At 66.9% G+C, this 22,914-nt stretch carries 18 protein-coding genes and 1 riboswitch; of the genes, 13 read left to right on the forward strand and 5 right to left on the reverse strand.

Features of this window, described 5'->3' with window-relative positions:
* Positions 1-107 precede the first annotated feature (107 nt).
* The gene (locus HWN72_RS11895; protein WP_008833415.1) at positions 108-1,970 is read right to left on the reverse strand and encodes a TonB-dependent siderophore receptor; all 1,863 of its coding nucleotides are present in this window, start codon (positions 1,968-1,970) and stop codon (positions 108-110) included.
* 105 nt (positions 1,971-2,075) lie between these two features.
* Positions 2,076-2,268, reverse strand: a riboswitch (cobalamin riboswitch).
* Positions 2,269-2,555: 287 nt separating this feature from the next.
* Here HWN72_RS11895 and HWN72_RS11900 point away from each other — a divergent pair.
* The 12 genes from HWN72_RS11900 (at position 2,556) to HWN72_RS11955 (ending at position 16,948) form a co-directional block, all read left to right on the forward strand.
* The gene (locus HWN72_RS11900; RefSeq protein WP_309141569.1) at positions 2,556-3,734 is read left to right on the forward strand and encodes a cell wall hydrolase; all 1,179 of its coding nucleotides are present in this window, start codon (positions 2,556-2,558) and stop codon (positions 3,732-3,734) included.
* Positions 3,735-3,884: 150 nt separating this feature from the next.
* Entirely contained in the window at positions 3,885-4,229 is a 345-nt protein-coding gene (locus HWN72_RS11905; protein WP_008832361.1) for a hypothetical protein, read from the forward strand.
* A gap of 457 nt (positions 4,230-4,686) precedes the next feature.
* On the forward strand, positions 4,687-5,649 hold the full coding sequence (gene mdh / locus HWN72_RS11910) for a malate dehydrogenase (protein WP_008832363.1): 963 nt from the start codon (positions 4,687-4,689) through the stop codon (positions 5,647-5,649).
* Between the two features lie 136 nt (positions 5,650-5,785).
* Positions 5,786-6,676 carry a succinate--CoA ligase subunit alpha gene (gene sucD, locus HWN72_RS11915; RefSeq protein WP_008832364.1) on the forward strand — a complete coding sequence of 297 codons (891 nt, stop codon included), beginning with the start codon at positions 5,786-5,788 and terminating at the stop codon, positions 6,674-6,676.
* 197 nt (positions 6,677-6,873) lie between these two features.
* On the forward strand, positions 6,874-9,723 hold the full coding sequence (locus HWN72_RS11920) for a 2-oxoglutarate dehydrogenase E1 component (protein WP_008832365.1): 2,850 nt from the start codon (positions 6,874-6,876) through the stop codon (positions 9,721-9,723).
* Positions 9,724-9,731: 8 nt separating this feature from the next.
* Positions 9,732-10,964, forward strand: a complete 1,233-nt coding sequence (odhB, locus tag HWN72_RS11925) for a 2-oxoglutarate dehydrogenase complex dihydrolipoyllysine-residue succinyltransferase (RefSeq protein ID WP_008832366.1) — start codon at positions 9,732-9,734, stop codon at positions 10,962-10,964.
* A 115-nt stretch (positions 10,965-11,079) separates the two neighbouring features.
* Positions 11,080-12,489 (forward strand): dihydrolipoyl dehydrogenase, encoded by a 1,410-nt coding sequence (lpdA, locus tag HWN72_RS11930; protein ID WP_036527261.1) that lies wholly within the window; start codon positions 11,080-11,082, stop codon positions 12,487-12,489.
* Positions 12,490-12,700: 211 nt separating this feature from the next.
* Positions 12,701-13,045 (forward strand): endonuclease domain-containing protein, encoded by a 345-nt coding sequence (locus tag HWN72_RS11935; protein ID WP_008833596.1) that lies wholly within the window; start codon positions 12,701-12,703, stop codon positions 13,043-13,045.
* A 68-nt stretch (positions 13,046-13,113) separates the two neighbouring features.
* Positions 13,114-14,580, forward strand: coding sequence for a DUF4403 family protein (locus HWN72_RS11940; protein ID WP_211150371.1), 1,467 nt, complete (start codon positions 13,114-13,116; stop codon positions 14,578-14,580).
* Positions 14,581-14,690: 110 nt separating this feature from the next.
* A complete protein-coding gene (locus HWN72_RS11945; RefSeq protein ID WP_008833598.1) occupies positions 14,691-15,122 on the forward strand; it encodes a hypothetical protein in 432 nt (143 codons plus the stop codon).
* 53 nt (positions 15,123-15,175) lie between these two features.
* Positions 15,176-15,901 (forward strand): TorF family putative porin, encoded by a 726-nt coding sequence (locus HWN72_RS11950; protein WP_069708160.1) that lies wholly within the window; start codon positions 15,176-15,178, stop codon positions 15,899-15,901.
* A gap of 84 nt (positions 15,902-15,985) precedes the next feature.
* Positions 15,986-16,948 (forward strand): zinc-binding alcohol dehydrogenase family protein, encoded by a 963-nt coding sequence (locus HWN72_RS11955; protein ID WP_036527255.1) that lies wholly within the window; start codon positions 15,986-15,988, stop codon positions 16,946-16,948.
* A gap of 35 nt (positions 16,949-16,983) precedes the next feature.
* Here the strand turns inward: HWN72_RS11955 and HWN72_RS11960 are convergent, their stop codons facing one another.
* Entirely contained in the window at positions 16,984-18,285 is a 1,302-nt protein-coding gene (locus HWN72_RS11960; protein ID WP_211150372.1) for a cytochrome P450, read from the reverse strand.
* 87 nt (positions 18,286-18,372) lie between these two features.
* Here HWN72_RS11960 and HWN72_RS11965 point away from each other — a divergent pair, with 87 nt between their 5' ends.
* Positions 18,373-18,996, forward strand: coding sequence for a trimeric intracellular cation channel family protein (locus HWN72_RS11965; protein WP_008833602.1), 624 nt, complete (start codon positions 18,373-18,375; stop codon positions 18,994-18,996).
* Here the strand turns inward: HWN72_RS11965 and HWN72_RS11970 are convergent.
* The 3 genes from HWN72_RS11970 to HWN72_RS11980 form a co-directional block, all read right to left on the reverse strand.
* Entirely contained in the window at positions 18,993-20,042 is a 1,050-nt protein-coding gene (locus HWN72_RS11970) for a phosphotransferase family protein (protein WP_289357398.1), read from the reverse strand. The two genes, HWN72_RS11965 and HWN72_RS11970, sit on opposite strands and share 4 nt — an antisense overlap.
* A gap of 263 nt (positions 20,043-20,305) precedes the next feature.
* On the reverse strand, positions 20,306-21,139 hold the full coding sequence (locus HWN72_RS11975; RefSeq protein ID WP_008832939.1) for an IclR family transcriptional regulator: 834 nt from the start codon (positions 21,137-21,139) through the stop codon (positions 20,306-20,308).
* Positions 21,140-21,225: 86 nt separating this feature from the next.
* Entirely contained in the window at positions 21,226-22,788 is a 1,563-nt protein-coding gene (locus HWN72_RS11980; RefSeq protein ID WP_211150373.1) for a class I adenylate-forming enzyme family protein, read from the reverse strand.
* Positions 22,789-22,914: the final 126 nt, after the last annotated feature.

A 22,914-nucleotide genomic window follows, 5' to 3' on the forward strand; every position in this document is an offset into this window, starting at 1 on the left:
GCGCTCGCAATGACGAGGGGTCAGGGAAATATCGCGAGGAGGGCGGTCCACGGCCAGCGGTCCCGGAACACGTCCGGGACGACGCCTGCCATGGACCGCCCCTTGGCTCACATCTTCACGCGGATGCCGGCATAGGCCGAGCGGCCGGGCGTGCCGTACGTGCGCACCACTTCGTAATGCTCGTCGAACAGGTTCTCGACGCGGCCATAGACCTCGACGTTGTGCGTCACCGCGAAGGCGCCGCGCAGGCCCACGACTACGTTGCCGCCAACGTACTGTGTGTTCGCGGTATCGTCGTAGCGCCCGCCGCCGACGCGCAGGTCCGCGCCCAGCTTCAGACCGACCGCCCACGCCTTGTCGATGCTGGCGTAGAGATTGCTCTTCGGACGACGCGCCAGCTGCGCGCCGGTGTCCTCGTTGACGGCGTCGAGGTAGGTATAGGCGAGGTTCACGTCGAAGCCCTGCCAGTCGGTCACCTGCATCCCCAGTTCCACACCCTGCGCCCGCGACCGGCCGACATTGTAGTAATTGAAGTTCGCAAGGTCGTAGTCGATCAGGTTCTTCGTCTTGCGATCGAAGTAGGTCACCGTGAAGCGGCCGGTCCCTTCCGCGAAGGGCTGCTCCAGGCCCACATCCCAGCTTTTCGACGTCTCGGGATCGAGCGCGCGGAAGCCCGCGTTGGTGTAGAGCTGGTAGAGCGAGGGCGCCTTGAAACCCTCGCCGTAGCTGGCCCGCAGGACCGGGGCGCTGTCGCCGCCGCCGATCACCCAGGCGCCGTTGGCGGCGAAGGTCGTGCGGTCGCCGAAGTCCGAGTTGTCGTCGTAGCGCAGGCCGCCGTTCAGCGTCAGGCCGGTGAACGGACGCAGCGTCAGGTTGCCGAACAGGCTGTCGATGGTGGTCGAATCCTTCGAGCCGTAATTGTCGTCGAACTTCTGCTTCTCGGTCTCGCCGCCGACCAGCACGCTGGCCTCCTCTATGGGTGCGAAGCTGACCTGGCCCTCGAAGCGCTCGGTGCGGCCGTTGGTGGTGTAGGGGCCGAACACCGCGTCATCGGAGATGCGGCGCGTGTCGTTGATGCCATAGCCGACGCGCGCGTTCAGCCTTCCGTCGAGGCCCGCATAGCGCAGGTTCGCATAGCCCAGCGTATCGCGCTTCATCCCGACGTTGAGGGCATCGGCACCGGTGTTGTCGTAGTCGTAGTTCGCCTTGGTGTAGAACCCGCCCGCATCGGCCGAGAGGCCCGGCGCGAACTCGATCGAGGCGCGGGCATTGGCGCTCTTGCTCTCGAAGCCGTCCTTCTCGGTGGCGCCGCGGCGCTCGTTGAAGGCCGAGAAGCCGTCGCCCTTGAGCCAGTTGCCGCCCAGCGTCAGCCCGACCGGGCCGACGAGACCCGCCGCCGAGACACTCGCCTGCTTGCGGTCGCGCCAGCCATACTCGGCTTGGCCGCGCGCGGTCCACTGCTCGGTCGGGCGGGCGGTGATGAAGTTGATGACGCCGCCCACCGCGCGGCTGCCCCACAGCACGCCCGAGGAACCGCGCACGACCTCGACACGGTCGAACTGGCCGATCGGCAGCGCGCCGAAGTCGAAGCCGCCGCCGACGTCGCCGGGATCGTTGATGCGCACACCGTCGATCAGCACCAGCGACTGCGCGTTCTCGGCGCCGCGCACGAAGACGCTCGCGGGCTGGCCGAAACCGCCCGACTGCACGGTCGAGATGCCGGGGATGCGGGCAAGCACGTCAGTGGCGGTGGTCGCTTGCGTGCGCTCGATCTGGTCGCGGGTGACGACGCTGACGGACTGGCCGACCTGGGTGATCGGCGTCGGCTCACGGGTCGCGGTGACGGTGATGTCGGTGCGCGCCATCGCACGGTCGCCCGCCGCCATTTGCTCGCCGATCGCAACCGCGTCCTGCGCCATCGCGGGGGTGCTCACGGCAAGCGCGGTGCCGAGCAGAAACAGATACTTCATATGTCCTCCGAACCTTTGAACGTGCTTGTGCCGTTCACGGCGGAGGCATGCGCGCCTTCCTCATGGCGCGTCACACTCGCTGCACCCGGAAGAACCCCGTCCGGCTGCGGAACGACCGTCTCGGGCAGGTCTCCTGGCTCCCGGATCGTCAGTCGCGCCATCCGCCTTCCCGGCCCTCATACGGGCCAGTGGCATGGTGGAGGCGGCCTCCCCGGTCACAGTTGCGGGGGCAGCGCCGGTATTCGCACCCGGCTTCCCTCTTAGGCCCTTGCGGGCAACCCATGACGTAACCGCGCGGATAGTGCGGCATACAGGGGTTGGCAAGCATTCGTCGTCCCGGACTCGATCCGGGGCCGGTGGCGGTCTTTAGGCGCGAGCCATGGGCAAGGCGCCACGCCGCAAGGGCGGCCGTTCACGGCCAGCGGTCCCGGATCAAGTCCGGGACGACGAGGCGCAGCCAAATCTTAAGCCCTTAAGCGTACAGAGCGTGGCTGTACCGCAACGGGACGGCCCGGAATGCCCGGATGCGCGCGCACCGGGCACAGGCTAGGCCGGTGCTGCCGAATTGCGGCCGAAAGGAACCGAGTGAGCCCTGCCCCTTCCATTCCCGGACCAGACGCCGCCCCGGCGCCGGTGATGGATTCGCAAGGCGCTCCGTTCGAACGCCCGCGCGATTTCGTCGGCCGCTATCCGCGCCGCGCCCGCGGTGTCGGCCACCGCCCGGTCGTCCTGCGCCGCCGCTGGACTTTCGCCGTGACCGCGCTCGCCGCCGTCGCCCTTCCCGCCTTCGCCGCGCCGGAAGGCTGGGACAGCTTCGCCATCGCCGACGCCGCCTCGCAAGGCGCCGAAGCACTGCCCATGCCGTTCGAGCAGGCAGGCGCCAGCTTCCCCGGTTCGGCCTTCTATTACCTCGAAGCCGAGAAGGCCCCGCTTCAGGTCGGCGAAGGCATCCGCTCCGACGCCGACGACAGCGTCTCCGGCCCGCTGGCTACCGCGCGGCCGATCTACATCGACAACTCCGGCGTCGACCGCACCCGCGCGCTGCAGTGCATGACTGCCGCGATCTACTACGAAGCCGCGAGCGAGCCCGATGCGGGCCAGCGCGCGGTGGCGCAGGTCGTGCTCAACCGCATGGCCCACCCGGCTTATCCCAAGACCGTCTGCGGCGTCGTCTACGAGGGGTCGGAACGTTCGACAGGCTGCCAGTTCTCGTTCACCTGCGACGGCTCGCTCGCCCGTCGCCCGCAGCGCATGTTCTGGGACCGCGCCGAAAACGTCGCGCGCCAGGCGCTGGCAGGCTACGTCTACACGCCGATCGGCCTCGCCACGCATTATCATACTGTCCAGGTGCACCCCTACTGGGCGCCGAGCCTGCAGTACCTTTCCACCATCGGCGCGCACCGCTTCTACGCGCTGCGCGGCGCGGCGGGCAGCGCGGCGACGTTCCGCTTCGCCTACCTCGGCGGCGAGCCGATGGCCGCTCCGCATCGCCATGACGACAGCGCCGATGCCGCCGCTGCAGCAGCGGCGCTCGACCCGCTCGCCGTCCAGCGCGCATTCGGCACGGCCCAGCCCGTGAAGGCAGAGCCGGTCGCGCAGGCAACCAGCCCGACCATGCCCATCCAGCCCAGCCCCGCCTATTCCAGCGAAGTGCAGCAGCGCGGCGGGGATTCGCTCTATACCGCCCGGAATCTGCCGGGTTCGCAGGGCATCAAGGCCGAGTACGCAAACTCCGGCCGCTGGATCACCCAGCCCGCAAATTGAAGATAATCGATTGCAACGGAGGCACCCGGGGAATGTCCCTAGGTGGTATCGTCAAGACTTGAGAAACCACGTCCCTGCATGATGGGTTCATCGCTGCCGGGGTAGAGGGTTGATCCGTCGACACCCACCAAGAAGAGAGACTATCCGCCCATGACCATCCGCTTCGCCGCCGCCATGAACGGGACGATGCCGGCCATTGCCGGAGTGCTCTGCACCGGCGCGCCGCTGGGCGCGGTCAACGACAACGGCCCCCTTCTCCCGCGCCCTAGCCTGCGCTCCATCGAGAGCAAGCCTGCCGCCGAGATCGACGCCGGCATTGCCGAAGCCCTCATGCATTTCGCACGCCACGGCCTCTCCGCCGCCGAACAGGCCCGCGTCGAGGCCGAGGCCGCCCATGAACGCGGCGACACCGCCGCACGTGCCCGCTGGCTGAGCATATGCCGCCACCTCGACCGCCGCATGGCCGCCGCGCTGGCAAAGCGCCTCGCGAGTTGAACGCTTAATCCTCCCTGTCGCGAAACGATGGGGAGGTGGCAGTCGCGAAGCGACTGACGGAGGGGTGGGTTGCAATCCCCCTCCACCACCGACTACGTCGCCGGTCCCCCTCCCCATCGCTTCGCGACAGGGAGGATGAGAGTTTCGACGAGTCGCACCCAAAGCGACTTGCGCTCGCCATATCCCCGTTCGATACCATCCCCAGCGCCGCTAAACCCTTTCGCAACATTGCCGACAGGTGAACAAACAGGCGATTTTCCGCCATTTCACCCCCTTTATTGCAATTGCGAACTATTATCAGATAAAAGCTGATGCAAAGACCCCTTTGCCGGTTGCAATGGTCTTCCAAGGGGCGTAGGGCCGCCCTCGCAAACACCGGCACCTGCCATTTGCGGGATTAGCGCAGGCCGCCTTGAAGTCCGAGAAATCCCGCCCTCGGGAAGGACACGAACGGATCATGGCTCGTAAGAAGATTGCCCTTATCGGCGCCGGCAACATCGGCGGTACGCTGGCGCACCTCGCGGCGCAGAAGGAACTGGGCGACATCGTCCTGTTCGACGTCGCTGAAGGTCTCCCGCAGGGCAAGGCTCTCGATCTCTCGCAGTGTGGTCCGGTCGAAGGCTTCGACGCCAAGATCACCGGCACCAACGACTATGCCGACATTGCCGGCGCCGACGTCATCATCGTCACCGCCGGTGTCGCCCGCAAGCCCGGCATGAGCCGCGACGACCTGCTCGGCATCAACCTCAAAGTGATGAAGTCGGTCGGCGAAGGCATCGCCGCCAACGCACCCGACGCTTTCGTGATCTGCATCACCAACCCGCTCGACGCGATGGTCTGGGCGCTGCGCGAATTCTCGGGCTTGCCGCACAACAAGGTCGTCGGCATGGCCGGCGTTCTGGACTCGGCCCGCTTCTCGACCTTCCTGGCCTGGGAATTCGGCGTCTCGATCCGCGACGTGAACACCTTCGTGCTCGGTGGCCACGGCGACACCATGGTCCCGGTCGTGCAGTACTCGACCGTCAACGGCATCCCGGTTCCGGACCTCATCAAGATGGGCCGCACCACGCAGGAAAAGATCGACGCGATCGTGCAGCGCACCCGTTCGGGCGGCGGCGAGATCGTCGGCCTGCTGAAGACCGGCTCGGCGTTCTACGCACCGGCCGCCTCGGGCATCGCCATGGCCGAAGCCTACCTGGGCGACCAGAAGCGCATCCTGCCCGTCGCGGCCTATGTCGATGGCCAGTACGGCGTTGACGGCCTCTACGTCGGCGTGCCCGCAGTCATCGGCGCGAACGGCGTCGAGGAAGTCGTCGAGATCGAACTGGACGAGGAAGCCAAGGGCAACCTCCAGGTCTCGGTCGACGCGGTCAAGGAACTGCTGGTCGCCTGCAAGGGCATCGACGGCACCCTCGCCTGAGTTTTTGAATACCGCCCCCGCGACTGCCCCTCATTGTTGATACTCTCACAATGATGGGTAGCGCGGGGGCAAAATAGTTTCTTGGAACCTCCCCGGCCCAATCCGGCTGCTTCCACGATCAGGAACAGGAAAACCGATGTCGATCCTCGTTAACAAGAACACCAAGGTCATCACCCAGGGCATGACCGGCGCGACCGGCAGCTTCCACACCCAGGCTGCGCTCGACTACGGCACGCAGATGGTCGCGGGCGTGACCCCCGGCAAGGGCGGCCAGACCCACATCGGTCTGCCCCAGTACAACTCGGTCCACGAAGCCAAGGCTGCCACCGGCGCCAACGCCTCGTGCGTCTACGTGCCGCCGTTCGGCGCCGCCGACGCGATCCTCGAGGCGATCGACGCCGAGATCGAACTGATCATCTGCATCACCGAGGGCATCCCCGTTCTCGACATGGTGCCCGTGAAGCGCGCCCTCACCGGCTCGAAGTCGCGCCTGATCGGCCCGAACTGCCCCGGCGTCCTGACCCCCAACGAGTGCAAGATCGGCATCATGCCCGGCAGCATCTTCTCGCAGGGTTCGGTCGGCGTCGTCTCGCGCTCGGGTACGCTGACTTATGAAGCCGTGTTCCAGACCACTGCGGCGGGCCTCGGCCAGACCACGGCTGTCGGCATTGGCGGCGACCCGGTCAACGGCACCAACTTCATCGACATGCTCGAGCTGTTCCTCGCTGACGAAGCCACCAAGTCGATCATCATGATCGGCGAAATCGGCGGCTCGGCCGAAGAAGAAGCCGCGCAGTTCCTCAAGGACGAAGCCAAGCGCGGGCGCCGCAAGCCGATGGCGGGCTTCATCGCCGGTCGTACGGCTCCTCCGGGCCGCCGCATGGGCCACGCCGGCGCGATCGTCTCGGGCGGCCAGGGCGGCGCCGAGGAAAAGATCGCGGCGATGGAAGAAGCCGGCATCAAGGTTTCGGCCAGCCCCTCGCTGCTCGGCGAGACGCTGGTGGAAGCCATCAAGGCTTTCGCCTGACACTATAGGTGCAACGGGGCGGCGTTTTCTTCGGAAACCGCGCCGCCCCGGAGCGCTTACCATGACGCGCAAGGGGCATCCGGTCCCGGCGTGAGTACCTAGCGGACTAGCGGCCCTCCCTCCCCGGAAAAATCCGTCAGCCCGCCAAACTGAAAACGTCGGACAACCCTGTCCGGGCGTGGCGATAGGTGATTCCTATGGGCGACGAGAGTTTCGATTTCACCCCGGACGCGGCACTGGACGAAGTTCAGGCCGGTCCCAGCTGGCAGCGCGGCAACTGGCCCCTCGTCGGCGGCGATGCCGAGGACGACTGGACGCAGGGACTTGATCCCACCGTCCTGAAGGCCGAGATCAAGAAGGCGGCCGCGAAAGGCGGCGCCCCGATCGACCAGTCCCGCATAGACGAAGCGGCGGCCGACGCAATCCGAGCGATGATGCTGATCCGCACCTATCGCGTGCGCGGTCACCTCGCGGCGGACCTCGACCCGCTCGGCCTCAACCAGCGCAAGCTGCCTGCCGACCTGACGCCGGAATACCACGGCTTCGCCGGTGCCGCGCAGGACCGCAAGGTCTACGTCGGCGGCGCGCTCGGCCTTGAATGGACGACCGTGCGCGAGATCGTGCAGATCCTGCGTGCCAACTACTGCGGCAAGGTCGGCCTCGAATACATGCACATCTCGGACACGGAGGAGCGCCGCTTCCTCCAGGACCGGATGGAAGGCGCGAACAAGGAAATCGAGTTCACGCCGGAAGGCAAGAAGGCGATCCTCGCGGCCGTCGTGCGCGGCGAGCAGTACGAGAAGTTCCTCGGCAAGAAGTACGTCGGCACCAAGCGCTTCGGCCTGGATGGCGGCGAGTCGATGATCCCTGCCCTCGAGGCGGTGATCAAGTACGGCGGCCAGCTCGGCGTGAAGGAAATCGTCTACGGCATGGCCCACCGCGGCCGCCTGAACGTTCTCGCGAACGTGATGGCCAAGCCCTACAAGGTGATCTTCCACGAATTCTCAGGGGGGACCGCGAACCCCGAGGACGTGGGCGGCTCGGGCGACGTGAAGTACCACCTCGGCACTTCGACGGACCGCGAGTTCGACGGCACCAAGGTTCACATGAGCCTGATGCCGAACCCCTCGCACCTCGAAACCGTCGATCCGGTCGTGCTCGGCAAGGTCCGCGCCTACCAGCAGATCGCGGACGACATCGGCGACGACGTCGGCCCGAACGCCAAGCACAAGCAGGTGCTGCCGGTCCTCATCCACGGTGACGCGGCCTTCGCGGGCCAGGGCATCATCTGGGAGTGCTTCGGCCTCTCGGGCGTGAAGGGCTACAACACCGGCGGCTGCGTCCACTTCATCATCAACAACCAGATCGGCTTCACGACGAGCCCGCAGTTCGCGCGCAACTCGCCGTATCCCTCGGACGTCGCCAAGGGCGTCCAGGCGCCGATCCTGCACGTCAACGGCGACGATCCGGCGGCCGTAACGTTCGCCTGCAAGCTGGCGATCGACTACCGCCAGACCTTCGGCCGCGACATCGTGATCGACATGTGGTGCTACCGCCGCTTCGGCCACAACGAGGGCGACGAGCCGGGCTTCACCCAGCCGCTGATGTATCAGAAGATCCGCCAGCACCCGCCGGTGTCGAAGATCTATTCCGACAAGCTGAAGTCGGAAGGCGTCATCGACGATGCGTTCCTGACGCAGACCGAGGCCGCGTTCACCGAGCATCTCGAAGAGCAGTTCGAGGCGGCCAAGACCTACAAGGCGAACCAGGCCGACTGGTTCTCCGGTCAGTGGAGCGGCTTCCACAAGCCCGCCGACCCCGAGACCGCGCGCCGCAACGTCGACACCAAGGTCGAGCCCAAGCTGTTCGAAAGCCTGGGCCGTACCCTGACGACCGTTCCTGCGGACCTCACCGTCCACAAGACGCTCGCCCGCGTGCTCGCCGCCAAGGAAGAAATGTTCAAGTCGGGCGAAGGCTTCGACTGGGCGACGGCGGAGGCACTCGCCTTCGGCAGCCTCGTCTCGGAAGGCTACGGCGTTCGCCTGTCGGGCCAGGACTGCGGCCGCGGTACGTTCTCGCAGCGCCACGCGGTGTGGACCGACCAGACCGACGAGCGCAAGTACGTGCCCCTCACCACGCTGCCGCACGGCCGCTTCGAGGTGCTGGATTCGACGCTGTCGGAATACGGCGTGCTCGGCTTCGAGTACGGCTTCGCCAGCGCCGATCCGAAGACGCTGGTGCTGTGGGAAGCCCAGTTCGGTGACTTCGCCAACGGCGCGCAGATCATCATCGACCAGTACGTCGCATCTGCGGAGTCCAAGTGGCTGCGCGCGAACGGCCTGGTGATGCTGCTGCCGCACGGTTACGAAGGCCAGGGACCCGAGCACTCCTCGGCCCGTCTGGAGCGTTACCTGCAGCTCTGCGCGCAGGACAACATCCAGGTCTGCAACATCACCAGCCCGGCGAACTACTTCCACGTTCTTCGCCGCCAGATGCGCCGTCCGTTCCGCAAGCCGCTCGTCATCATGACCCCCAAGTCGCTGCTCCGCCATCCGCTGGCGAAGTCCTCGGCGAAGGAGTTCCTCGAAGGCGACTTCAAACGCATCCTCTCCGACCCCAAGGGTTCGGCTGACGAGGCGACCAAGAAGGTCGTGCTGTGTTCGGGCAAGGTCTTCTACGACCTGCTCGAAGCGCGCGATGCCGCCGAGATCGACGACACCCAGATCATCCGCATCGAGCAGCTCTACCCCTTCCCGGGCGAACCGCTGGCCAAGCGTCTGTCGAAGATGCCGAACCTCGAAGAGATCGTCTGGTGCCAGGAAGAGCCGAAGAACAACGGCTCCTGGTTCTTCGTCGAGCCGCTGGTCGAAGCCGCCGCCGTCGAGGCGGGCGTCAAGGCTCCGCGTCCGCGCTATGCGGGTCGCTCGGCCTCGGCCTCCCCGGCCACCGGCCTCGCCAAGCGCCACACCGCCGAACAGGCGGCGCTGGTCGCCGACGCGCTGCATCTTTCCGTCCGTTCCGAACTCCGTCGCAAGCAGAAGGCTTGAGATAAATCATGACCACCGAAGTCAAGGTCCCCGTCCTTGGGGAATCCGTCGCCGAAGCCACCATCGGCCAGTGGCTGAAGCAGCCCGGCGAAACCGTTGCCGCTGACGAGCCCATCGCCAGCCTCGAGACCGACAAGGTCGCGATCGACGTCATGGCGCCCCACGCGGGCACCATGGGCCAGCAGCTCGTGGCCGAAGGCGACACCGTCGTCGTCGGCGCGCTGATCGCCACGATCGAAGAGGGCGCAGGCGCTCCGGCAGCCGCCAAGCCCGCCGCTGCGGCTCCCGCCGCCTCGGCACCTGCCCCGACCCCGGCTGCTTCCCCGGCTCCGGCGGCTGACGAAGCCTCGGCCGGTGCATCGGTCCTCTCGCCGGCGGTACGCCGTGCGATCCTGGAGCACGGCATCGACCCCGCGTCGATCAAGGGCACCGGCAAGGACGGCCGCATCACCAAGGACGACGTCCTCGAAGCCGCCAAGAACAAGCCCGCAGCCTCGGCGCCGGCCGCATCGGTCCCGGCTGCTGCCGCTGCTCCCGCCGCGCGCGGCGAAGAGCGCGTGAAGATGACGCGCCTGCGCCAGACGATCGCCAAGCGCCTCAAGTCCGCGCAGGACAACGCCGCCCTCCTCACCACCTTCAACGACGTCGACATGTCGGCCGTCATCGAGGCGCGTGAAAAGTACAAGGACGTGTTCCAGAAGAAGCACGGCATCAAGCTGGGCTTCATGTCGTTCTTCGCCAAGGCTTCGGTCCTGGCGCTGAAGGACATTCCGGCCGTCAACGCGCAGATCGACGGCGACCAGATCGTCTACCACGACTACGTCGACATCTCGATCGCGGTCTCGGCCCCGAACGGCCTCGTCGTCCCGGTCGTCAAGGACTGCGACAAGCTGGGCTTCGCCGGCATCGAGAAGGCCATCGCGAACTTCGGCAAGAAGGCCAAGGAAGGCACGCTGACCATGGCCGACATGGCCGGCGGCACCTTCACCATCTCGAACGGCGGCGTGTTCGGTGGCCTCATGTCCACCCCGATCATCAACCCGCCGCAGTCGGCGGTGCTGGGCCTCCACCGCATCGAGGACCGCGCTGTTGTCCGCAACGGCGAGATCGTGATCCGCCCGATGATGTACATCGCGCTGTCCTACGACCACCGCCTGATCGACGGCCGCGAGGCGGTCACCGCGCTCAAGACCATCAAGGAAGCGATCGAAGACCCCACCCGTCTGCTGATCGACCTCTGAGACTGACAAGCCCCGCCCGCCCCGAACTCTGGTCGGGCGGGGTTTTCACTTGCGCTGAAACGATTATTACCGCTCGTGACTGATTGTGCGAAGCACGAGCGTGAGGAGGCCTACAATGGCTGATTACGACTACGACGTCCTTGTCATCGGTGCCGGCCCCGGCGGTTATGTCGCGGCGATCCGCGCGGCGCAACTGGGCCTGAAGACCGCCTGCGCCGAAGGGCGCGAGACGCTGGGCGGCACCTGCCTCAACGTCGGCTGCATCCCCTCGAAGGCCCTGCTCCACGCGTCGGAATACTTCGAAGCGGCCAAGGGCGGCGCGATGGCCGCGATGGGCATCAAGGTCACCCCCGAGCTCGACCTGCCCACCATGCAGGGCCAGCGCCTCGACGCGATCAAGGGCCTGACCGGCGGCATCGAGTTCCTCTTCAAGAAGAACAAGGTCGACTGGCTGAAGGGCTACGCCCAGTTCAAGGACGCGCACAGCGTCGAGGTCGCGGGCAAGACCGTGACCGCCAAGAACATCGTCATCGCCACCGGCTCGTCGGTCACCCCGCTCCCGGGCGTCGAGATCGACAACGAAGGCGGCGTGGTGGTTGACTCCACCGGCGCGCTGGAACTGGCTTCGGTGCCGAAGAAGATGGTCGTCATCGGCGGCGGCGTGATCGGTCTGGAACTGGGTTCGGTTTGGCGTCGTCTCGGCGCGGAAGTCACCGTGGTCGAATTCCTCGACCAGCTGCTCCCCGGCATGGATGGCGACGTCCGCAAGGAAGCCGCCAAGATCTTCAAGAAGCAGGGCATGGCCCTCAAGCTCGGCACCAAGGTCACCGGCGTGACCGTGGCCGAAGTGAATGGGGGCAAGAGCGCCAAGGTCACCGTCGAGCCCGCCAAGGGCGGTGACGCCGAAGTGATCGAGGCCGACGTCGTCCTCGTCTCGATCGGCCGTCGCCCGAACACCGAGGGCCTGGGCCTCGGCAACATCGGCCTTGAGCTGAACGCCCGCGCGCAGATCGAGACCGACCACGACTTCGCCACCAAGGTGGACGGCGTGTGGGCGATCGGCGACGTGATCCCCGGACCGATGCTCGCGCACAAGGCCGAGGACGAAGGCATCGCCGTCGCCGAGAACATCGCGGGCCTGACCGGCATCGTGAACCACGACGTCATCCCCGGCGTGGTCTACACCCAGCCCGAGATCGCGGGCGTGGGCCTGACCGAGGAAGCCGCCAAGGAGCGCGGTGCGATCAAGGTCGGCAAGTTCCCGATGCTGGCGAACTCGCGCGCCAAGACCAACCACGAGCCCGACGGCTTCGTGAAGGTCATCGCCGATGCCGAGACCGACCGCGTGCTCGGCGTGTGGTGCATCGCCTCGGTGGCGGGCACGATGATCGCACAGGCCGCGCAGGCCATGGAATTCGGCGCGACCTCGGAAGACATCGCCTACACCTGCCACGCGCACCCGACGCACTCGGAAGCGATCAAGGAAGCCGCGATGGCGGTGACGGGCAAGCCGATCCACATGTGATCGCGCCGTCAGGCTGAGCGAAGGGGCCGGTGCGAAAGCATCGGCCTTTTTCGTTTGCGCTTGGGCCCCCTCCACCACCCGCTGTGCGGGCGGTCCCCCTCCCCATCCCTGCGGGACAGGGAGGATTAAGGCATTCTAACTTCCTATCCTCCCTGTTGCGAAGCAATGGGGAGGGGGACCGCCGACGCAGTCGGTGGTGGAGGGGGACAGCATGCCGCCAATCCAGACGATCCGTCGCGCGCGCAAACTCCGCCGCACCATGACCCCGCCCGAGGTAATCCTCTGGCAACACTTGCGCCGCTCCCCAATGGGTCTGAAGTTCCGCCGCCAGCATCCAATCGGCCCTTACGTGCTCGATTTCTACTGCCCCTCCGCAAAGACCGGCATCGAAATCGACGGCATGATCCACGACATGGGCGAGAACCCCGAGCATGACCTCCATCGCGACGCCTGGCTGTGCGAACACGGCATCGCCATCATCCGCATCCCCGCCCGCGAGGTACTGCGCACACCTGAAACCGCCGTCGCCGCAATCGTAAGCACCTGCCAACGATAACCTGAATTGGAACCCGCCAGCCGCTCGCGAATTTCACCGCGACTATGGTTCCACGGGGCGTTCCACGCATGACCTTGCGCATTATCCTGCCGGTTCTGGCGGGCACCCTCGCACTCACCGCCTGCAAGCGCGAACGCTTCCAGCCTCCGCCCCGCGCCCACGACGAAATCCGGATCGAACCGCAGGCCTCGCTGATCACCGTCCCGGTCACGGCGGACCTCACCGAACTCGCCGCCGCGCTCGACCGGGAGATACCCCGCACCCTCTGGACCATCGACAAGCCCGGCCAGACTTGCGTGAAGTCGAAGCAAGTCGATCTCGGCATCACCACCCTCAAGACCCCGGCGCTCAAGTGCCGGATCGTCGGGGAGGTGACCCGCGGCCCGATGACTTTCGCCGGGCGCGGCAAGGAAATCCGCCTGACGATGCCGCTCCACGCCGTCCTGCGCGCCGAGGACATCGGCGGCATGCTCAAGCGCGAGACCGCAACCGCCGACGCCGTGGCGGAAGCCACCGTGCGCATCACCCTCGCCGACGACTGGACGCCGCGCGGCACCGTGGACATCCGCTACGACTGGACCAACTCGCCGCATGCGGAGTTCCTCGGCCAGCGCATCGACTTCACCGAAAAGGCCGACCGCAAGCTGGCGCCGGTGATCGCCAAGCTGGAGCGCGAATTGCCCGGCCAGCTCGGCCGCCTGCAACTGCGCCGCCAGGTCGAGCAGGCATGGAACTCGGCCTTCACCACCCTGTCGCTCAACCGCGAGAACCCGCCGGTGTGGATGCGCGTGAAACCCACCGAACTGCAGTACGGCGGCTACGAACTCGACGGCAAACGTATGCTGCTGCGCCTCGGCGTGAAGGCGGTGACCGAAACCTTCGTCGGTCGGCGTCCCGAAGATCCCGCGCCGACCCCGCTGCCGCCGGTCAAGCCGTTGCAAGCACAGGCCGGTCGCCTCGCCTTCTTCATCCCGGTCGTCGCCGATTACCATGAACTCGAACCGGTGCTGATGAAGGCGCTGCGCAAGCGCTCCACACGCCCCTTCACCGTGCCCGGCGTCGGCCCGGTGCGTACCGATTTCCACAAGGCCACGATCTACGGCATCACCGGCGGACGCATCGCCGTCGGCCTCGATTTCACCGCGCGTGACGAGGCGGGCAAGCTCGGTGCAACCAAAGGCACCGTCTGGATGACCGGCGTGCCCGTCAATGCCGAGGATTCGCGCCGGATCGGCTTCGAGGATTTCGAGGTCAGCGGCACCACCGACATGCGCGGCGGCGACCTGATCCTGCGCCTCGCCAACACGCCGGGCATGAGCGCGACGATCGCGGGCGCGCTGGCGCAGAATTTCGAGAAGGATTACGGCAAACTCCTGGGCAAGATCGGCCGCGCCATCGAGGACAAGCGCGAAGGCGACCTCGTCATCCGCGCCGAGGTAACCCGCACCCGCACCGGCCGCATCCAGGCGGCGGGGCGGGGGCTCTACCTGCCGGTCTGGGCGGACGGCACGGCGTCGATCACCGTGACACGCTGAACAGACATCATCACGGTTCGGCAACAAGCCGGCAGCATTTGCCACCTACCTCCATTTGCACAAGGATTGTGCATTATTGCCTAATATTTAGGCACGTCTTGGGAGGAAACATGAGCCTGCTCGCCGCTTTCGGTTTCATTGGCGCTCTCGCCGCCACCGCCGCGCCCGTACACAGCGTCTCCGTCGATCACCGTGGGAGCACTTACAGCGTGGACTACCGCGCCCGTGTCGAAACCAGCATGCGCACGATCGGTATCGCTCCGCCCGCCCGCCAGAGCACCCAGCGCTGCGTCATGACCGCGACCGTCTCGGTCGAGCGTGTCATCGCCGACGGCGGACACGCCCTGACCGCAGCGCTGCCCGGCAAGGAGACCTTCACCCGCCAGTTGCCCGGCGACTGCCGTAGCCGCGACGCCCAACTGGCCCGGCTCGTGGATGACAAGACCCCCGCCATCACCGCACACCTAGCCGAAGCGGCGAGCGCCGACCGCGAGCACGCCCTCGCTGCTATCGACGCCGCGCATCACTTCGCCGCGAACTGACGGACACTGCCAGGAAAGATTGCTAGATCAATCGGATGCGATATTTTCTCGGTATGGCCGTCGCGGTATGCGGCGGCCTCGTCTTTGCTGATGCCAACGCGCAATCGGCAGGTTCCACCGTATCCTTCGAGGCCGAAACCGATCACCGCGAACGGGGCCTGAGCGGAAGCGACGGCAAGGCCGCGCTCGGCGTCTCTGCCTCGGTGCCGGTCACCTACGATCTCGGAATAGACCTCGATGCCGTGACCTTGCGCGGCAGCGCACGGCACGGCGGCGCGGATATCGGTCTGACCCTGGCGCCGCGCTACGCTTTGCGCAGCGGGGGGTGGGACCTGTCCGCCGGGGTGCGTGGCAATGTCTTCGTCGGCCGCGCGGGCACCAGCTATGCCGAGCTGACCGGCGAGATCGCGCGCACGCTCGGCCCGGCGCAGCTGGTTCTGAGCGCCGCGTTCGCGCCCTCGCAGGATGCCATCGGCGGCAGCAACCTCACCCTCGACGCGCAGCTTTCGGCCAGCATACCGGGCACGCCGGTGACGCTCTACGGCGGTGTCGGCCACACCAGCGGTTCCTCCAACGGCGATCCGCGCGCGGCCCGCCTGCGACCGGGCGGCGACTACCTCGACCACCATGTCGGCGCCGAGTACACGGACGCCAACTTCGCTGCGGGGCTGCGCTATTCCGGCACTTCGATCGGGAAGGACGAGGTCGATCCGCTCTCGCGCTGGACCGATCGGCATTACGGTTCGCGCGTGATGGCTTACTTGCGCTTCACGCCATGAACCTGCACGCCCTCTCCGATTGACCAGATGCGCGGCAGGGCGCCGGGCTGGCACTAGGCGACGACAAACGCACGGGAGAGCGCGATGAAGGCAGTCTGGTACAACGAGAACGGCGGCCCCGAGGTCATGCACTTCGGGGAGCAGCCGGATCCGGAAGTCGGCCCGCGAACCGTCCTCATCCGGGTCAACGTCATCTCGATCGAGGGCGGCGACCTGCTCAACCGAATCCACACGCCGCCTGCGCACACGCCTTTCGTCCCCGGTTACCAGGCGGCGGGAACGGTGGCGGCGGTGGGCGCGGAAGTGACGCGCTTCGCCGTCGGAGACCGGGTGGTCGGCTTCAACTGGAGCGGCAGCCATGCCGAACTCTTCGCGGTGCCCGAAACTTACGCCTATCCGGTGCCCGAGGGGATGGACCTTGCCCTCGCGGCGGTGGTGCCGATCGCCTTCGGGACAGCCTACGATGCGCTGTTCACCTACGGCGGACTGGTCGCAGGCGAGACGGTGCTGGTCCAGGGCGCGGCGGGCGGAGTGGGCCTCGCCGCCGTGCAACTCGCCTCGCAGGCGGGCGCTACGGTGATCGGCACGGCCTCCAGCCCTGAACGCCTTGCCCGGGTGGAACCTTTCGGCCTGACGCACGGCATCGACTATCGGCGCGAGGACATCGCCGCGCGGTGCAAGGAGATCACCGCGCGCAAGGGCATCGACCTTGCGCTGGATCTTGCCGGCGGGGCGGGCAAGGATGCTCTGGTAGAGGCGCTGCGCGGGCACGGCCGCTATGCCGTGGTCGGCGCGGCGGAAGGGACGTTGCCCAGCTTCGGGTTCTTCGAACTGATCCGCAAGGCGATGCAGGTCACCGGCATCTCCTTCGGCCGCGACATGCACACCCCGCGCGTCCACGCCCTGCTGGCGGACCTGTTGGCGAAAGTCCATGCAGGCGAACTGGCGATGCCGATCGAGCGGGAATTCGGCCTCGCCGAAGCCGTGGCGGCGCACCGCTTCGTTGCCGAGGGGCATCCGTTCGGCCGTGTGGTGATGCGGATTTAGCCTATCCTCCCCGAGACAAGCTCGGGGAGGAATGGTCACAGCGGATCGAATTCGAGGTACAGCGACTTCAGAGCGCGCAGCACATACGTCGGCTCGTATTCGAACCGGCGCGCGCTCTCGGGGCCGTGGTGTTCCTCCGACAGTCGGATCTCGCCCATGCGCGCGAGCAGCCGCTCTATGCTGACCGCCACCTCGCGCCGGGCCAGCGGCGCGCCGATGCAGGTATGCGCGCCGCGTCCGAAGGCAAGGTGCTCCTTGATCCGGGGCCGGTCCATATCGAACCGTGAAGGATCGGGAAAGCGCGCCGGATCGCGGTTGGCGGCCATGTGGCTCATAAGGATGGGCGTGCCCGCCTTGATCTCGACCCCGCCCAGCGTCGTGGTCTTGCGGCAGAGCCGCCCCGCGCTCTTGACCGAGCCGTCGTAGCGCAGCAGTTCCTCGACGAAGTCGGGAATGCGCGCGGGATCGCGGCGCAGTTCGGTCTGGATGTCGGGGCGTGTGGCGATCACCTTGAAACCGTTCGCCAGAAGGCGGTTGGTGGTGTCCTGCCCCGCGCCGAACAGGAACGCCGCCAGCCCCGTCACGTCGACGAGCGAAGGCTTCGAGCCATCCGGATACGTGGCCTTCGCCAGTTCCCCCAGAATGTCCTCCCGCGCCAGCAAGGTGCGAAAAGGCCGCATCAGCGGATGACCGGCAATCCGTCGCCGCGCGATGAGGCCAAACAGTTCCTTGCCCACCGGGACCAGCGGGTTCTTCATCATCTCCTCGTGCGTGGCATCCATCGGCACGGGGATCGCCCCTTCCAGCAACTTGCGAAAACGAGCGCGCGTGGCCTCGGACAAGCCCAGCAGGTCGGAGATCACCAGCGCGCCGTAAGGCCCGCCGTACTGGCGCACGATATCGACCTGCCCGTCGCCGTGGAACTCGTCGATCAGCCCCTCCGCCGTGGCCGCAAGCCGGGGCTGCAACTGCTTCAGCCGGCTGGGCGTGAACAGGCGCGAGAGAATCGAGCGCAAGTTCGCGTGGCGCGTGCCCTGTTCGCAGACTATCTGGTCGGCGAAGGCGATCTTGCTGCGATGGGCCTCCAGCTCGTCGCCGATATCGTCGCCCTCCGGCACGAACGGCAGGTCGACCATGCCGCCGGTGACGCCGTTGATCTCCGAGAAATGTTCGGTGTCGAGCGACACCTGGACGACCTCCTCATAACCCACGACGGCCACCGCGCCGCGATGCGGGAGCCGCACGACAGGCCCCTGCGCACGCAGATAGTCGAAGTAGGCATGCGGATCGTCCACCAGCGCAATGTCGGTGTACCAGTCGGCCTTCTCGTAGGACACGCATCTCGCTCCCGTGCTTTTATGATCCTTTGTGTATCGTAAAATCCGATTGGGTCAAGCGGCGCACTGCGTGCTAGGAGCCGGGGCATGATCCCGCCTTCCCCCGCCCTGCCCCCTGCGCTCGACCTTGTCGGCATCGCGGTCTTCGCGCTGACGGGTGCCCTCGCCGCCGCGCAGCTGCGCCAGACTTTCGTGACCGTGGCCTTCTTCGCGCTGATCACCGGGGTCGGCGGCGGTTCCCTGCGCGACCTGCTCATCGGAGCGCCGGTGTTCTGGGTCCACGACCCGCTGGTGGCGCCGGTGTGTCTCGCCGTAGCGCTGCTCGCGTGGTTCACGCCGGTCCGCTGGTGGCGCGGGCATATTCTGGAGTGGGCAGACGCGCTGGGCCTAGCGGTCTATGCCGTGTTCGGCACGATCAAGGCGCTGCATTGGGGCGTCCCGCCGGTCCCCGCGATGCTGATGGGGGTGATCACCGGCTGCATTGGCGGCATCGTGCGCGACGTGCTGGCGGGCCAGCCCTCGATCCTGATGCGGCCCGAACTTTACGTGACGGCAGCCGCGCTCGCCTCCGGGGTCGCTGCAGCAGGCATCGCCGCGGGCCTGTCCCCGGCGATGACCTGGGCGATCGCCGTGATCGCCGGCTTCGGGCTACGCGGCGCGGCGATCCATTGGTCGCTGGGCCTGCCGCTCCATCCGGGCGAGGATGATTAGGCCACCTTCAACCGCCGCCGCATCGCCGCTTCATCCATTCCTGCAGTGCCGCGCAGCTGGCTGAGGCGCACGCCGGTGCAGGTCATCTTGAACTGGGTGAAATCCTCGTACCATTCGAGGCCCGCCGCAGACTTGCCGCTGATCTCTTCCCACAGCGCGATCGTCTCCTCCCGCGTGCCCATGCCTTCGAGATACGCACCGTACGTCGAATTGCGGCCGTGCATCGTCTCGGACAACGTGCAGAACCAGGCGAGATCGTGCAGAGCGCCGCCGAGCGAGGGCTGTTCCCAGTCCATCACCGCGACGACGTGGAAGTCGTCGTCGAACATCATGTTGCCGATGCGCGCGTCGCCCCAGACGATCCCCTCGGGATCGTGGGCAGGCCATGCGCTCTCCAGCCTTGCCAGCGCATCGCGCAGCACCGGCTGCGGCGCGGTCTCCTCAAGCCAGGCGGTGAAGCGCTGGTACTTGTCCCACTCCTGCGCCAACCCCCGCGCCGCCGCGCCTTTGCCGCCGAGGAACCCCGCGCTCGCCACCGGCACGCGCTGGATCGCCGCGAGTTGCTCGACCGCGCTGCGCCACACGCTGCGCCGCTGCTGTGGCGCAGCGTCGTGCAGCCAGCCCTCGCGCCCATAAGGCGGGATCGACACGGGCACGCGGCCCTGCTTCTTCTCCATCACGAAGAACGGATTGCCGAGGATCGACGGGTCCTCCTCGAACCACAGCGGCCTGGCGACGCGGACAAGTCCTTCGTCCGACAGCAGCTTCATGATCGCGTGCTGCTCGTCGAACAGGTTGTCCGGGAAGACGGTAAAGGTGCGCGGCTTGATCCGGACCACGCAGCCTTGCGTGCGCGGCTGCCCACCCTCGGTCCAGTGTGCATCGAACAGCACCGTCTCATGGCTCTGCCCGGCACCGCGCGGATAGGCGAGATCGGTGACGGCGATGCCGGTGGCGCGCGGCAAGCAACCGCCGAGCCAATGTTCGAGGCGTCCGGCCAGTTCGGCAAGATCCCGCGTTTCGGGGGCAACGATCACGTCAGACACAGGCTCTCTCCCACCCGGCGATGCCTGAATTTCGATAGCGCATATCGATAGTTCGGTATCGCGAATTTATTTTCGCGATAATTGATATGCTGGCAAGCGCGCGCGGTCAAGCAAGGCGCGCCTCGCCCGGGCGGGATTGCCGTCGCCCCGGATTCGATCCGGGACCGGTGGCGGTCTTTAGCTGCAGTTCATGCGGAAGGCATCGAAGCGACAGGCGGGCCGTTCACGGCCAGCGGTCCCGGGGCAAGCCCGTTACCGCGAAGTCAGTCGCTCTCGCCGCCGCCGGCCAGGAAGCCGGAGATGCGCTCGCAAGCATGGGCCAGGCGGGCACCGGCCTCGGACAGCGCCGTGCCGTTCATGGCGCCGTGGAAGCCGGCCATGACCAGCGCCATCACCACCCGGTTGCGGCTGTCGTAGATCGGCGCCATCAGCGCCACGAGCGGATAGACCCGCTGCCCGTCGACCTCGACGAGCGGCACCACCGGCGGGTCCTCGGTGCCCGAGCGCACGCCGAGTTCCTCTTCGCTGCCTGGACGGCGCAATAGCGCGAGGTAGCCGTGCGCGCGCACGAACTCGAGCCCTGCGCGGAACTGGCCGAGATTCTCCTCACCGAGCGGCGGATCGGCCCGAGATACCCATGCATCGGCGTCCCGCGCGGAACGGGCGAAGAAGGTCATCGCCTGAATCCAGCGCAGCGGCATGCGCGTGCCCAGCGGCACCGGATAGCCGATATGGCTGAGTGAGGCCGCGCGTTCCCGCAGATGGATCACGTCGCCTTCGAGGAAGTAGGCCCCGCAGACCACGTCGAATTCGTCGGCCAGGCTGCGCATCTCGGGCTGCGCGACCTGCAGCGGCGAAAAATGCGCCGCCGCCGTGCGCCCGATCGCCGCCAGCGCGGGGCCGAGCACGTAAGTCTTGTCGGTCGTGCGATAGAGGTAGCCGACATCGACGAGGCCGGTCAGCAGCGCATGGCAGGTCGCGCGGCTCAACTTCAATGCCCGCACCAGATCGGTCAGAGCGAACGCCTGCCCGGGATGGTCGGCGATGAAGTTGAGGATGGCCGCGACGCGGGCGACACCGGGAGAGGAACGCGACATGGCTGCTTTCGATATTTCGAACCGTTCGGGCCTATTGGCAATCGGCACGGTTCGTCAATAGGCACGCCTGTTCATTAAAGCGAACTTCAGCCGCGCCCGAGCCGGTCCTCCATCATCCGCGCCAACGCGCGCCGGGCCACCTTGTTGGAATGGAGGAGCGGTATCTCCTCGCGTTCCAGCGGAACATAGGCACGCGGCACCTTGTAGCTGGAGAGACGCCGACGCAATTCCGCCTCGATCACGGCGAAATCGAGTTCCAGCCCGTCGCGCGCAATCACCGCCGCGACCAGCAGCGCGCCGCGCTCGCGGTCCGGCAGGCCGACCACGTAAGCGGTGTGCACTCCGTCCAGCGACTGCAGTTCCATCTCCACTTCGGCCGGGGAGACGTTGGAACCAGACACCTTGATCATGTCCCCCCCGCGCCCGACAAAATGAATGCGCCGTCCTTCCGGGCGGTCCTCCATCACGCACATGTCGCCGGTGCGATAGTAACCGTCGGGTGTGTAGTGCTCCGCCCGCTCGATCTTGTGGAGGCCGCTGGCGACGGGATAGCCGCGCACCTGCATCTCCCCCGCCTCGCCCGCCGCGACCGGGCGGTTTTCGGCATCTGCGATACGGATTTCGTAGCCCGGCCCGAAATGGTCCATCGGCGCACAGACCGGCCGTCCCGGCGCGCGGAAGTCATCGCCCCACGAGTAAGGCCCCAGCGTCTCGCTCATGCCGAGGCCCCACCACGGCTTCGGTCCGCGCATGGCCGCAAGATCTTCCTCCGCCAGCACCGAGCCCATCGCGAAGCGGCTGTTGGAAAGCGTGCGCTCGGTGCACACGACGGTCGCCCCCGCTTCCAGCCCCGGCACGAGGTACATCATCATGCCGCCGACCCAGAACATCGGCAGGATGCAGGCCACGCGCTTCCCGGGCACATGCCCCATCATCTCGCGCATCGTATGGCTGCGGAAGCAGACGGGGCCATGGGCATGGCGCACGCCCTTGGGCAGCGCCATCGAGCCGGAGGTGTAGATCTCGACCATCTGGTCGGTCGGATGGACTTCGGATTCGACCTCGCGCAGCAGGTCTTCGCCTACCGTCGCGGCGGCCCCGGCCAGCCAGTCGAGCGGTGTGATGCTGGGAGGCAATCCCTCTCCGTCCGAGGCGATCCAGCGCAAGTACGGCGCCCTGCCAAGCCGCAGCGCGCCGCTCTCCTGCCCGTCCAGTTCGGGGAGCGCCTCCAGCACGCGCTCGGCATAGTCCTTGCCCAGCATGGTGCGCTGGAGGATGAGCCCCTGCACATCCGACTGGCGCAGCACGCGGACCAGTTCGTTGGCGCGGATCATCGTGCTGATCGGCACTGCGACGGCGCCGATCCTGCTCACCGCCGCCAGCATCACCGCGAATTCCGGTCCGTTGCCGTGAATGAAGCCGACCCGCGCCCCCTTGCCGATCCCGCGCGCCAGCAACCCGCGCGCCAGCATGGCCGAACGCGCCTCAAGCTCGCGATAAGTGGCGCAGGCCACCGTCTCCTCGCCTTCCTCCAGCGTCACCGCGACGGCATCGCCATAGGCGGCAGCGACAGCCCGAATGAGGCTGGGGAACGTCTGTGCATCCCCCGGAAGGTCTGCAACGGTGTCGGCGGCGGCCTCGGTGTTCACGTTCCCGGCTCTCCTCTCGGCCGTGCCGACACGAAAGGCGCCGGGCACGACCACTGGCAACCGCTCAAGCAGTTCGCCATTTCAAATCAGGAGTCGATATTCCGGAAAACTGTCTGAAGCGCAACG

Origin of the sequence: Novosphingobium sp. HR1a (assembly GCF_015594425.1) — a bacterium.
GTDB lineage: Bacteria > Pseudomonadota > Alphaproteobacteria > Sphingomonadales > Sphingomonadaceae > Novosphingobium > Novosphingobium resinovorum_A.

Excerpts from the sequence above, each read along its gene's own strand:
- HWN72_RS11935 (WP_008833596.1), top strand. The coding sequence starts at position 12,701 with ATGCCGCCAATCCAGACGATCCGTCGCGCGCGCAAACTCCGCCGCACC.
- HWN72_RS11955 (WP_036527255.1), top strand. The coding sequence starts at position 15,986 with ATGAAGGCAGTCTGGTACAACGAGAACGGCGGCCCCGAGGTCATGCAC.
- odhB (WP_008832366.1), top strand. The coding sequence starts at position 9,732 with ATGACCACCGAAGTCAAGGTCCCCGTCCTTGGGGAATCCGTCGCCGAA.
- HWN72_RS11940 (WP_211150371.1), top strand. The coding sequence starts at position 13,114 with ATGACCTTGCGCATTATCCTGCCGGTTCTGGCGGGCACCCTCGCACTC.
- HWN72_RS11950 (WP_069708160.1), top strand. The coding sequence starts at position 15,176 with ATGGCCGTCGCGGTATGCGGCGGCCTCGTCTTTGCTGATGCCAACGCG.
- HWN72_RS11945 (WP_008833598.1), top strand. The coding sequence starts at position 14,691 with ATGAGCCTGCTCGCCGCTTTCGGTTTCATTGGCGCTCTCGCCGCCACC.
- HWN72_RS11965 (WP_008833602.1), top strand. The coding sequence starts at position 18,373 with ATGATCCCGCCTTCCCCCGCCCTGCCCCCTGCGCTCGACCTTGTCGGC.
- sucD (WP_008832364.1), top strand. The coding sequence starts at position 5,786 with ATGTCGATCCTCGTTAACAAGAACACCAAGGTCATCACCCAGGGCATG.
- HWN72_RS11895 (WP_008833415.1), bottom strand. The coding sequence starts at position 1,970 with ATGAAGTATCTGTTTCTGCTCGGCACCGCGCTTGCCGTGAGCACCCCC.
- HWN72_RS11920 (WP_008832365.1), top strand. The coding sequence starts at position 6,874 with ATGGGCGACGAGAGTTTCGATTTCACCCCGGACGCGGCACTGGACGAA.
- mdh (WP_008832363.1), top strand. The coding sequence starts at position 4,687 with ATGGCTCGTAAGAAGATTGCCCTTATCGGCGCCGGCAACATCGGCGGT.
- HWN72_RS11975 (WP_008832939.1), bottom strand. The coding sequence starts at position 21,139 with ATGTCGCGTTCCTCTCCCGGTGTCGCCCGCGTCGCGGCCATCCTCAAC.
- HWN72_RS11905 (WP_008832361.1), top strand. The coding sequence starts at position 3,885 with ATGACCATCCGCTTCGCCGCCGCCATGAACGGGACGATGCCGGCCATT.
- lpdA (WP_036527261.1), top strand. The coding sequence starts at position 11,080 with ATGGCTGATTACGACTACGACGTCCTTGTCATCGGTGCCGGCCCCGGC.